Origin of the sequence: Escherichia sp. MOD1-EC5990 (assembly GCF_002965285.1) — a bacterium.
Taxonomy (GTDB): Bacteria; Pseudomonadota; Gammaproteobacteria; order Enterobacterales; family Enterobacteriaceae; genus Escherichia; species Escherichia coli_F.
In genome coordinates, this window is the sequence record NZ_PTRV01000014.1 from 39,304 (window position 1) to 51,866 (window position 12,563).

General features: G+C 43.0%; 10 protein-coding genes and 1 pseudogene. 5 read left to right on the plus strand and 6 right to left on the minus strand.

Going from position 1 to position 12,563, the window contains the following annotated elements:
• Nucleotides 1-12 precede the first annotated feature (12 nt).
• The 3 genes and pseudogenes from pstB to BEB42_RS26760 all read left to right on the plus strand — a co-directional run.
• Nucleotides 13-786, plus strand: coding sequence for a phosphate ABC transporter ATP-binding protein PstB (gene pstB, locus BEB42_RS16675; protein ID WP_000063126.1), 774 nt, complete (start codon nucleotides 13-15; stop codon nucleotides 784-786).
• 14 nt (nucleotides 787-800) lie between these two features.
• Entirely contained in the window at nucleotides 801-1,526 is a 726-nt protein-coding gene (gene phoU / locus BEB42_RS16680) for a phosphate signaling complex protein PhoU (protein WP_000377789.1), read from the plus strand.
• A gap of 276 nt (nucleotides 1,527-1,802) precedes the next feature.
• Nucleotides 1,803-2,566: pseudogene (locus tag BEB42_RS26760) on the plus strand (type III effector protein); the annotation flags it as partial.
• 138 nt (nucleotides 2,567-2,704) lie between these two features.
• Here BEB42_RS26760 and BEB42_RS16690 read toward each other — a convergent pair.
• Complete coding sequence (locus tag BEB42_RS16690; RefSeq protein ID WP_077900846.1) at nucleotides 2,705-3,895, minus strand: pentapeptide repeat-containing protein; 1,191 nt, start codon at nucleotides 3,893-3,895, stop codon at nucleotides 2,705-2,707.
• Between the two features lie 297 nt (nucleotides 3,896-4,192).
• Between BEB42_RS16690 and BEB42_RS16695 the strand changes: the two genes are divergently transcribed.
• Nucleotides 4,193-6,595: a type III effector gene (locus BEB42_RS16695; protein WP_105267476.1), complete on the plus strand. Its 2,403-nt coding sequence runs from the start codon at nucleotides 4,193-4,195 to the stop codon at nucleotides 6,593-6,595.
• 136 nt (nucleotides 6,596-6,731) lie between these two features.
• On the opposite strand, the gene yieH is transcribed toward BEB42_RS16695, so the two are convergent.
• Nucleotides 6,732-7,397, minus strand: a complete 666-nt coding sequence (yieH, locus tag BEB42_RS16700) for a 6-phosphogluconate phosphatase (RefSeq protein ID WP_000078074.1) — start codon at nucleotides 7,395-7,397, stop codon at nucleotides 6,732-6,734.
• A 167-nt stretch (nucleotides 7,398-7,564) separates the two neighbouring features.
• On the opposite strand from yieH, the gene adeP reads away from it, so the two are divergent.
• Nucleotides 7,565-8,902, plus strand: coding sequence for an adenine permease AdeP (adeP, locus tag BEB42_RS16705; protein WP_001353551.1), 1,338 nt, complete (start codon nucleotides 7,565-7,567; stop codon nucleotides 8,900-8,902).
• Between the two features lie 53 nt (nucleotides 8,903-8,955).
• Here the strand turns inward: adeP and yieF are convergent, their stop codons facing one another.
• From yieF to mdtL, 4 genes are all read right to left on the minus strand, one after another.
• Nucleotides 8,956-9,522 carry a class I chromate reductase YieF gene (yieF, locus tag BEB42_RS16710; protein ID WP_001291118.1) on the minus strand — a complete coding sequence of 189 codons (567 nt, stop codon included), beginning with the start codon at nucleotides 9,520-9,522 and terminating at the stop codon, nucleotides 8,956-8,958.
• A gap of 21 nt (nucleotides 9,523-9,543) precedes the next feature.
• A complete protein-coding gene (locus BEB42_RS16715) occupies nucleotides 9,544-10,293 on the minus strand; it encodes a 4'-phosphopantetheinyl transferase family protein (protein WP_001355068.1) in 750 nt (249 codons plus the stop codon).
• 156 nt (nucleotides 10,294-10,449) lie between these two features.
• Nucleotides 10,450-11,409 (minus strand): HTH-type transcriptional regulator YidZ, encoded by a 960-nt coding sequence (gene yidZ, locus BEB42_RS16720; protein WP_001353553.1) that lies wholly within the window; start codon nucleotides 11,407-11,409, stop codon nucleotides 10,450-10,452.
• On the minus strand, nucleotides 11,384-12,559 hold the full coding sequence (gene mdtL, locus BEB42_RS16725) for a multidrug efflux MFS transporter MdtL (RefSeq protein WP_000086006.1): 1,176 nt from the start codon (nucleotides 12,557-12,559) through the stop codon (nucleotides 11,384-11,386). Before mdtL ends, yidZ begins: the two co-directional genes overlap by 26 nt.
• Between the last annotated feature and the right edge of the window lie 4 nt (nucleotides 12,560-12,563).

Below are 12,563 nucleotides of genomic sequence, written 5' to 3' on the forward strand. Positions count from 1 at the left end.
GAAAAGATTGCAATGAGTATGGTTGAAACTGCCCCGAGTAAAATTCAGGTTCGTAATTTGAACTTCTACTACGGCAAATTCCATGCCCTGAAAAACATCAACCTGGATATCGCCAAAAACCAGGTTACGGCGTTTATCGGGCCGTCCGGCTGCGGTAAATCGACGCTGCTGCGTACTTTCAACAAAATGTTTGAACTGTATCCGGAGCAGCGTGCGGAAGGTGAGATTCTGCTCGATGGCGACAACATCCTGACTAACACTCAGGATATCGCCCTGCTGCGTGCGAAAGTGGGCATGGTGTTCCAGAAACCGACGCCGTTCCCTATGTCCATCTACGACAACATCGCCTTTGGCGTTCGTCTGTTTGAGAAGCTCTCCCGTGCCGACATGGACGAGCGCGTGCAGTGGGCATTGACCAAAGCCGCATTGTGGAACGAAACCAAAGATAAATTGCACCAGAGCGGTTACTCTCTCTCTGGTGGTCAGCAACAGCGTCTGTGCATTGCGCGTGGTATCGCCATTCGCCCGGAAGTGCTGCTGCTCGACGAACCGTGTTCGGCGCTCGACCCTATCTCTACCGGGCGTATTGAAGAGCTGATCACCGAACTGAAGCAGGATTACACCGTAGTGATCGTCACCCACAACATGCAGCAGGCTGCGCGTTGTTCCGACCACACGGCGTTTATGTACCTGGGCGAATTGATTGAGTTCAGCAACACGGACGATCTGTTCACCAAGCCAGCGAAGAAACAAACAGAAGACTACATCACCGGTCGTTACGGTTGATTCAGGAGTGCGTTATGGACAGTCTCAATCTTAATAAACATATTTCCGGCCAGTTCAACGCCGAACTGGAAAGCATCCGCACGCAGGTGATGACCATGGGCGGCATGGTGGAGCAGCAGCTTTCTGATGCAATCACCGCCATGCACAACCAGGACAGCGATCTGGCGAAGCGAGTCATCGAAGGCGACAAAAACGTCAACATGATGGAAGTGGCGATCGATGAAGCCTGCGTGCGCATTATTGCCAAACGTCAGCCGACGGCGAGCGACCTGCGTCTGGTGATGGTGATTAGCAAAACCATTGCCGAGCTGGAGCGTATTGGCGACGTGGCGGACAAAATCTGCCGTACTGCGCTGGAGAAATTCTCCCAGCAGCATCAGCCGTTGCTGGTAAGTCTGGAGTCGCTGGGCCGTCATACCATCCAGATGCTGCACGACGTGCTGGATGCGTTCGCGCGGATGGACATTGACGAAGCGGTGCGAATTTATCGGGAAGATAAAAAAGTCGATCAGGAGTACGAAGGTATTGTTCGTCAACTGATGACCTACATGATGGAAGATTCGCGGACTATTCCAAGTGTCCTTACCGCGCTGTTCTGTGCACGTTCTATCGAACGTATCGGCGACCGCTGCCAGAATATTTGTGAATACATCTTCTACTACGTGAAAGGTCAGGATTTCCGTCATGTAGGCGGTGATGAGCTGGATAAACTGCTGGCGGGAAAAGACCCGAAAGAGTAACGCTAACACATTGCCAGATAAGGCTTTTATGCCGCATCTGGCAATCAGCCCGGTAATGCATATTTATCGGGTAGATATACATTTTCTCTAAAAATTGCCTCACAAACTCCCCTTGATGCTATTCCCAATAGATTGCATATACATTATTTCATTCAAATTTTTGAATATTAATGTAGTGCTCTGTTCTAAAAAACATTCTTGTTATTTTTTATTAATAATGTAACCCTCACAGAAAAAAACAGAAACCAGGGTAAAAGCCCTATGTCAAAGCACAACAAATGTGAAATGAAAAATTTCAAGATAGAGACATCAAAAATATACTCTGTAAATAAAGAACCTGCAGTAGGTAAGACTGTCGGTGCATACTTGTTTATGCAGTAATTTATATATGGCTGTAATCTTCAAGATGGAGAGTGTAAAGAAGCAAGTATTATTGCAAGTAGTTTATTATGTTGCAATATATAAAAGTTTAATGGTGTAGAAATGGATTTTATAGAAACTTCGTTTTATAGAAAAGGTAGAGGCGATTATAGCGATGATAATTATTTTGATGATTGTGATTTTAGTTATGCTAATATGACATGCAAACGAAATGGAATTCTTGAAGATTTACTTGATCATGATCCAAGAAAATATTTTGGAAAAAGTGAAAATAAACTTAATCTGGATAAAACTCTTTCAGGCTTATATACAATAATATTTTCCCAAATGTCAAAGCTAATAACCATATAAATGATAAAATAGATAAGTGTTTAAAACTTAGCCATTGCTGTTTATATTATACTTGCTTGGGCAAGTTAGCCGGTGGAATTAACCTGTATGATTGTGATATTACTTTAACCACCAGGTTAAGTTATGATTTTGCTTCAAAAACACAAAGTAAAACACCTGCTTATATGGACATGCAAAGTGCTGTAGCTGAAAATGAAATTTCATCTTTCATAAAAAAGTTAATGGAAATTCATTCAAGAAAAAAAGATGTTAATGTGATTGATAATTGGGAAAAGGCGCTGGTAAATTTACAACATTTATTAGTTAACGCAATAAAATAGACTAAATAATAAGTCGGTATCTCTTGTTCATCGCAATCGCACTCTACGGTTTTATCCTGCTGAAATGAGCCTGTTTCCTGACACGGATATAAACACAAAATAGAGTGCTGTAGTTAATCTTTTTGGTTATTCAGAGCAAAATAACAGTAGTGATTCTTTATAAAAAGTAATCTCTCTATCATTTTTATATAAATCATCATTAAGATAATCCAGAAGCTCTTGCCTTACACTATAAATATTAGCTTTTTGGTCTACCAATGACGATAATATATCTTTGACTCCTTTTAATTTTATGACTCTATCAGATATTGTATTAAGGGTGAAGAGGATATTACGTTTATTAGAGCTTGAGAACCAATACTTCAAAATATTATCAGACCATTCTCTCGGTGTCTTAATTAGTTGCGCTTTTGTTCTGACTTTATCGAATGTGGAATCACTAAAATTTGTTCCTACGCACGAAATGAAATTCATTTCTGACTTGTCAAAATTGCAATTACGTATCTCACACATATCAAGATTAACATTTTGAAATATCGAATAATTCATATCGGCATGTGAAAAAGAACATGCAATAAACGATATAAACTCCAACCTGGAGTTAGAAAATGAATTGTTTTTAAAATCAAAAGCACAGGTTTTATTGATTCCATAATTGTTAGTCCATCTACAATATAACGAAATCATGTTTTTTATTAACTGATAACACCAATGTGATGATTGAGATAATTCACTGGGATATAAATTTAAATCCTCTTCGAATATAATCTGTGCGTTATAGTTGTTTATTGTATATATATGAAGGCAATCATTTTTTGATGCTATGGTTGTGCTAAAATTAAGTTGCTGAGCATGATCCTTGCTAACGAAATCCAATGTAATAATGTCTTTATTTCCTTTCTTTTCTATGTGATATGCGTTTAAAAAAGAAATTTCATCGATCTGTTCCTCACTTAATATAAATGGCATTTTGTTATCAAAGACAGTGTTATCGGCAGATGGGGCTGGAATACAAGTATTTGAGCACAGTTTTAATAAAAAAACATGAAAACGATGGAACTTGTTTTTGTACATAAGAGAGTCTAATCTCTGTTGTATCTTCTGTAATTGTCCTTTAGGAAGTAAATGCTGTAAATTTGAAAATGCGCAATCTAAAATACGTTGATAATCAAAAAGGTCTTTTCTTGGACCAGTTATCAAAAAATCGTCAGGCAATTTAGAAAAGTGATTGAGATGACATAAATATTCCCGTTGCTTCTTGTCTATATTCTTATAGGAAACTGCATAGTTTGGTGGAGTGCCAATAAGATTTTCCATAAATCACCTTGGTAACATATTATAAAATCTATTTATTCTAACATTGACAATATAACCAGCTATAAAAAATCGCTCATTTTCAGATATTGCTGTTTACCTGAGGGATGATTCGTTATGCCTAAAAATTGGGAATCCAGGGTAAACACCCTGGATTAAATCGGGGGAAATGAGCTATTTTTTATAGTCTTCACTGGTAATATAAGTAACACTTGTTGCTAACCTGGCTAGCGGTAGTGTTAATTAACAATCTAGATGTCGTTATTTTTAAACACCCTAATATTGCACATCGGAGGATTTATGGTTGCTAAATTAAGATCAGATGTTCTTATAAATACTAATCCCTTTTCAGAAGTGAAAAATGAGAAGCATAAGCATAACGGATATTCTGACAAGGTTACTTTAGATATTAATAATAAGAAATACGATGTAAATTTTAAGGATATTGAAAATATTCTGGATGGTAATGGGGTGTTGTTTAAAAAATGTACACTGTGGGAGTTTATTCGCGATCTTTTTCCCGGATCGCATATTAAACAAGTTAAAAGCTTAATTTACGAATTTGTGACAAAAAATGATAATAAAGCGGAGATGTTCAAGAATATTAAATCTCTGGCCAAAGTAGAAGAACAATGGCGATTTAGTACTACTACAGATTTTACCACAAATGAAAATAATGAAGTGGTTGTGTGTAGATCTTTTAATCTCTACACGGGGGAGACTGTAAATGAGGCCGATAAGCATCAAGTTTTTTCTGAAAGATTCACTCTTGATAACTATCTTGATGATTTACATTTTGATAATTCTCCCATGAAGAGATTAAAGTTTTCTGATAATGCTGTAAAACTTACGACGCTTATTAAAAATAAAATTCCTGTTTTTGATACAACTATCAATTTAAATTCGTTGCCTAAAGATGTATTAAATTCATTAAAATATTGTAGTTTTAAAAATGTAACTTTTTCAGGAAATATAGAAACTCCGACCCTTGAAGGCCCAGTTTTTGAAAATTGTTATTTCGAAGATTGTAAGTTCAACAACATACATTTTTATGATCCTAATGAAAAAACTGCAGAGTCAGGAAATGAAAAATCAATAATAGGTATGTTTAAAGGTTGTTTTATTTCTAAATGCGAAATAAATCATTATAGTTGTGAGACGTCTCAAGTCTACACCGTTAAACAACCCGTCAATATCCAAGAAAAATTAGGGGCTTATCTCTTTATGCAGTCTTTTGTTCAAGACTGTACAATTCAGGGAGGTAGTTGTCCTGGATCGAGTATACTTCTGAGTCATTTTTATAACTGTGATATCACAGGACTTGAAGCTCCTGGAATGAAATTTTTGGCAAACTCATTCAACAAGTCTAATAATAATTACATCAGGGGGAGGGATCATGGGATAGTATTTAATAATTGTACTTTGAACTATATTAAAATAAACAGTGGTCTTGGTGAAGCTGGTTCAGGTAAATATATATTTAACCCCGTTGAGTATTTTTCTGATCGCATTGAAAGAAGATCGAGAACTCTTAAGTTAGATGATAATTTTATTAAATGTGCAGACAATATTAATAAAGGTATTAACTCTTCATATAGCAATGAAAATACAGAGAATAATAACATTTTCTTTAAAAATAGTCGTTTGCACGGGGCGGATCTGGGCTATTGTTACAGAGAGGACAGACTCGAAGGCTGTACTATCGATTCTGCTACAATTTATTCACAAGGTAGTCTTACCGATAAAAAATACATTTATATGAATATAGACGGAGCTATAAGTAAAGAACAAATACCTAATTTCATAAATCAGGCAGATGCTCTATATAAAGACATAGGGGAACTTGAAAAATCCTTGCCAAATACTCGGCTAATATATGAAAAAGCATTTGCAGAATTACAGTCGTTTTTAGCCGCACTCTATAATGAAAATGGATCGTTTAAAGAGGAATTTTCTTTTGATATTGAAAAAGCTAATTTTTTTATCTTCAAAGATATGCATGGTAGGGCACAACATATCATTAACAATATGATGGGACGTGACAGAATTAACTTTGTTGAATCTGTCATAAAAGAAAAAATTTCGCAGTCAAATGCACAAGAAGATCTTAAATATTCAGAAGAATTTATCCGAAAAGAAAGGCAAGAGTCTCATAACCAATTTGATAGAAATTTAAATTTCAAATTTAAAGATCTTGTCCACCTATTTGACGATGTTGATATAGACAAAATAGAGCTAAAAAATCAACTAGAAAAAATAAAATCTTTTAAAGAACTTTACGACTCAGCACTCAATAATTTTGCTTTCGATTTTCAAAATTTAGCAGGTATATTTAAAATTAACAAGGAAAGTTTAACCAAATATTATCAGGAAGTAAAAGAGTCCAATGAGGGTTACGAGGATATATTGCAAAAAATTAACGAATTAACAAAAGAACATAATAAAATTGTGAAAGAGAAAGCACAACTAGTTAGTGAAAACAAAGATAATTTGACGCGTAATGATATACAAAGAAAATTAAATAACTTTAAGATTGATATTGATAAAATAGATGATGAAATACGAACTTACCAGGATATTGTTCAAAATTATAGTCGGGAGAAAAAATATAAAAAGTATAAAAAACTCAGTGAAATAATCTTGAATATTATTACATGGTTCGATAAATATCCCGATATTGTGAAAAATATAACCCAGGCTTAGCTAAGCAGAGAGTGATTGACTGGACGAATAACGACATAAATTTTTGAAAGGGAAACATACGCTTACTCATCAGACACTTGGTAGTCTTTATCTCAAACCAGCGTGACTGATGTGTAAGCGTTAAAGTTCGGAGCAATTAACGCGCTATATCCCAGCCGCGTGCCTTCCAGAGCGCAGGCAGTTGCGCCAGCTCGGTAAAGGTGGTGACTTTCGGGTGAACGATCGGCTTATTGTGCGGGTCAGCGCAGAAGTAAAACACTTCCATACCGGCATCTATCCCTGACTGCGCACCGGCGCTGGAGTCATCGACCAGAATGCAGTTTTCAACGTTCACATTCATCGCTTTTGCCGCATGGAACATTAATGCCGGATCGGGCTTCCAACGCTGGATATCGTAGCCGCTGAACAGTTTTTCCGGGAAGTAGTGCAGCATATTGAGCTTACCAAGCGAATGCTGCATTTTGCTCACCGGGCCATTAGAAACTACGCACATCGGCACGTTAACGCTCGCCAGCAATTCGTTCGCTCCCGCGATGACCTCTAGTTCGCTATCAAACAGGCGGGTGACTTCTGCGCGGTAAACGTGCTCTGCATCGGCCTGGACCATCGTCACGCCCTGCTCTTTACTGATGATATCGATGATTTCATAGAGTTTTACGCCTTTAAAACGGGTAAAAATCTCTTCCAGGTCAACGTTAATGCCAAATTCCCTGAACATCGTGACATAGGCGCGAGAGCAAATGACCTCGCTATCGACCAGCGTACCATCGCAGTCGAAAAATACCGCTTCTATCTGGGACATGTCTTTCCTTTATCATTAGTTTAACGTTTTCGTCATGCAAATTTGCACAACGCAATCGTTGCCGTATAAGCAAATACAATGAAAAAAAGTTAACTTCAGCCGTCCATATTGTCTCATTTTGGTATACGATAGCGACGGATTTTCCCTCCTTAGTTCGGAAATAGATAATGAGTCAACAACACACAACCCAGGCTTCTGGTCAGGGGATGCTGGAACGCGTGTTTAAACTGCGCGAACATGGCACGACGGCTCGGACCGAAGTGATCGCCGGTTTTACCACCTTCCTGACGATGGTTTACATCGTTTTTGTTAACCCGCAAATTCTTGGCGTTGCTGGCATGGACACCAGCGCCGTCTTCGTCACCACTTGTCTGATTGCTGCATTTGGCAGCATTCTGATGGGACTGTTTGCTAATCTGCCAGTTGCACTGGCACCAGCAATGGGCCTGAACGCATTCTTCGCTTTTGTGGTTGTACAGGCGATGGGCTTGCCGTGGCAGGTCGGGATGGGCGCAATCTTCTGGGGCGCGATTGGTCTATTGTTACTGACAGTTTTCCGCATTCGCTACTGGATGATTGCTAACATTCCGGTAAGTCTGCGTGTGGGCATCACCAGCGGTATCGGCCTGTTCATTGGCATGATGGGGCTGAAAAACGCGGGCGTGATTGTCGCGAATCCCGAAACGCTGGTGAGCATCGGTAACCTGACTTCTCACAGCGTGCTGCTGGGTATCCTCGGCTTCTTCATCATCGCTATTCTGGCCTCGCGCAATATTCACGCGGCGGTGCTGGTTTCTATTGTGGTGACGACGCTGCTGGGCTGGATGCTGGGTGATGTGCACTACAACGGCATCGTGTCTGCGCCACCGAGCGTAATGACAGTAGTGGGTCATGTCGATTTAGCCGGTTCGTTTAATCTCGGTTTGGCAGGGGTGATTTTCTCTTTCATGCTGGTCAACCTGTTTGACTCCTCCGGTACGCTGATTGGCGTGACCGATAAAGCAGGGCTGGCGGATGAGAAAGGTAAATTCCCGCGCATGAAGCAGGCGCTGTATGTCGACAGTATCTCTTCCGTGACAGGTTCGTTTATCGGTACTTCTTCTGTTACAGCGTATATTGAGTCCTCTTCCGGCGTTTCTGTTGGTGGTCGCACCGGTCTGACGGCAGTTGTTGTCGGCTTGCTGTTCCTGCTGGTTATCTTCCTGTCGCCGCTGGCGGGGATGGTGCCTGGCTACGCTGCAGCTGGTGCGTTGATCTACGTTGGTGTGCTGATGACCTCAAGTCTTGCTCGCGTGAATTGGCAGGATCTTACCGAATCCGTTCCAGCGTTTATTACCGCCGTGATGATGCCGTTCAGCTTCTCGATTACCGAAGGTATCGCACTGGGCTTTATCTCCTACTGCGTGATGAAAATCGGCACCGGACGTCTGCGCGATCTTAGCCCGTGTGTGGTTGTGGTGGCGCTGCTGTTTATCCTGAAGATTGTGTTTATCGACGCTCACTAAAATCGATAGCGCGTTAAAAACCCGCCATGCATGATTGCTGGCGGGTTTTTTATTTAGATCTTAACTCGCTGAATAAACTCACCAAATGCGGTTAATTGCCCGGTCAGGTGGTCAAGCGTACCCTGATCAATCACTTCTCCGGTTTGCGGATCAACTTTGTTCTGAATCACGCCGCCCATAAATTCAGGCTTGTTCATCACCATTGCATCGAGAAAAACCAGAATCTGGCGCAGATGATACTGACAGCGCGCGCCGCCAATCACGCCCATTGAGCTGGTCTGAATCAACACCGGTTTACCAGCCAGAGGTTGATCCGGCAGGCGGGAAAGCCAGTCGATGGCATTTTTCAGCCCGCCCGGTACCGAGTAGTTATATTCCGGCGTGACGATCACCACACCGTCAGCCTGACGGATCTGCTCCGCCATAGCTTCTACCGTTGCGGGAAAACCTTCTTCCTGCTGTACATCAGCGTCATACAGGGGAATGTCGGCAATGGAAGGTAATGCATTGATTTCCATGCTAGCAGGAGCAATTTTCGGCAGGGTACGTGCAACCATGCCATTAAATGAGCCTTTGCGCAGGCTTCCCAGTAACGTAACCACCTTCAATTTTTCAGACATGATGACTCCTGTGGTTGTCTATCAATTTGGCGAAAAAGACTTCATGGTAGAGAGTTGGGCAAAACGCATCATCCTGCTGGTAGGATTGTTGGCGCGGCTGTGAATATCCGGCAGGCTTTTCCAGCCGCGTTTGCCATCTAACTCCCAGACACTGAGCTTTTCAATTGTGGGCGTGACCGCCACGGACCACACCAGCACGTCCTCCGCGTCGCATAACGCTTCTACATGATTTACATGAGCACATTTCAGGCGTCCGGCAATGGGCAGCAGCTGCAGATCGCGCGGATCGTCATTCAAAACATCACCGGTTAGTTTTAGCACGCTTCGGCGCAACGTGATGAGTTGCGCCCGCGCTTCGTTAGGATCGTTTTGTTTACTGATCCATAGCGATTCATTGCTGGAAAAGGTGTGGTTATCGAGCGCGTGTGGGCTATGAAACCCGCGCGTCGCACGCTGCAGTTCCATATCGAGGCCACATTCACCTTCGGTTGTTAGCGCCACGCCAACCATATTCCCGGCATAGGAAATAGAAAACGAGGGCAAATTTTTATCACTGAAAACCGGTTTTCCTTTCGGCAGGGTGACGATTTCCGGTAATTCGCCGATGCCATACAGCATGAACATCAGTTCTGCGAGTAAACCTCTGGACGCCAGGAAACGGCTTTGACGATGAGGGGGAATATTTCGGGCTTCTTGATGACACTGGGAGGAGAGACGAACAGAAATCAGATGTCCTTCCGTTAAAATCCCTCGGGCAAAGTGAGTCGCCATTTTTCGCTCCATGCTTAATGGTCCATTATGAATACAAGAGTAATCATTTACTGGAATGATGGACAGACTAAAGCAGCTAAAAGTTCGATTCAGACAATCTTATTACAACTATTTTACATTTTATTGTGAAATAGGGTTGCGTTTCATACGATTCGGTTATGCCATCGACGCGTAAAGATTTTTAATGGTTTCCCGTAACCAGACGATCTTCGGATTATGGCTGTTCCGTTTATGCCACAGTAGGGTAAAAGGGACTTCCAACTTTTTTTGCTGGCTTTCGTCAAACGGGAGAGGTAGAGCAACTAACGGCAGTTGGTGGAGTTGATTGTAGTACTGACAGTAGCGTGGTGCGGTCGCCAGTAGCAGATTGTCGGGCTGCGCTGCCATAAACAGTGACTGCTCGAATTCCGGCAAACTCATAGCAATCGTGCGTTCGCGCCCCAGCTCCTGTAACACATTGTCCAGCGCCCAGGTATCGCTCTGTTCCCAGCAAATGCTGATATGTGGGTAACGTAAAAAGGTATCCAGATCCCACGCTTCATGCAGTGCTGGATGATCTTTGCGCAACCAGACGCAGGGCACATCCCTAAACAGTACTTCATAATCAATGGCTAATGGCAGCGAACTTAGCAGCTCCCGCGAACGGGGATGGCTTTCGCGACCGGAAAAACCAATATCCACTTCGCCACGGGTAATCGCATCCAGTGAATCATAATCCCAGTTGCGCAATTTGATCGTCGCCTGGGGGTAACGCTGGTAGATCTGCTTAGTCAGCGTATTGAACATGATCATCATCAGCGGCGATTCCGCCGCCAGTTCAAACTTAAGACCGCGCGGCGTTTGGTGGTGCGGTTTATCCAGCAGCAGATTGCTCATTTGCATCCACTCCGCCAGATTTTGCTCCATGCTGACCATTAGCGGTGTGGGCGACAGGCCCAGCGGTGAGTTCACAAAGAGCGGGTCATCAAACCACATTCTAAGTTTTGCCAGAGACTTACTCACCGCCGAAGGCGTCACGTTCATCCGCTTAGCCGCTTTGGTCACGCTGCGTTCCTGCATCAGCAGTTGCAGGCAGAGCAGTAAATTGAGATCAAGCGTGGTGATGGATTTCTTCATGAGCGGCAACGGGGCGTCCAGGCGCGACGAACATAATCAGCAACAGGCTCACTATGCTACAGGCAATCAGAATCCCGATCAGCATATTCCATGCGCCGATACCAACCACCGCTGCCAGCCAAATCCACAGTGACGAACCGCAAACTTGCGCAATACCTAAGGTCGAGCTGGCTACGCCCGCGCGTAATGAAAACGGCCCTAACGCCTGACTCATCGCTACGCCAAAACCTACCGAGAAACCGGCGCAAATCAGCGTGATACCAAACAGAGAAACCGCATGGGAAGGTGAAACTGCAAGAGTGATACCTGCCGCCAGAAATAACACCTGTGAGGTGATCATCAACGTACGTGGCTTAAAGATCCCCAGTGCAAATGGCGTGGAGAATGAAACGGTCATGCTGACCCCTGCGGTCAACGCCATTATGGTGGCGTATTCTCCGCGCTCAAAACCCATGATTTCCATCAGCAATACCGGCGACGTATTCACGAAGGTGAGGATCACCGAAACGCTGAGGGTGGTGATAACAACACGGCTGAGGAAAAACCGGTTAAGCAGCGACTCGCTATTTTCTCGTGGTTTGTCAGAAGCTGCGGGGGCGGCAGGGCGCGTTTCTTTTAAAATAAACAAAGACAACATCAGTACTGCGATGCCCATCGTTGCCATCGTCCAGAACAGACTCTGCCACGGGAATTTAAGCATAATCAGGTGTCCGAGCACTGGCGCTAACACCGGAATGATGCAGGTAATACCGTTGAGTAATGACAGCACTTTTGCCCGACGTCGATCATCCAGTGTGTCACGTAAAATGGCGAACGCCACCACGTAACAACAGCCTGCGCCTAACCCCTGTAGAAATCGCCCTGCAAGAAATAACGTGCTGGTTTCAGCCAGTGAACAGAACACCGAGGCGATAATAAATAGCGCCGCGCCGGGTATGGCGACAGGCTTTCTCCCTGAACGATCGGCCACTTTACCGGCAAATAACATCGCTGCTGCCATACCTGCCAGATAAACGGAGAACGCAATATGCAACTGCGCTTCGCTGGCATTGAGATCGGCGGCGATGCGCGGTAAACCAACGAGGTACATATCAATCCCGGCGGGATAAAGTAAAACCAGGGCAAAACTACAAATCAAAAAGCGGGACATGGGC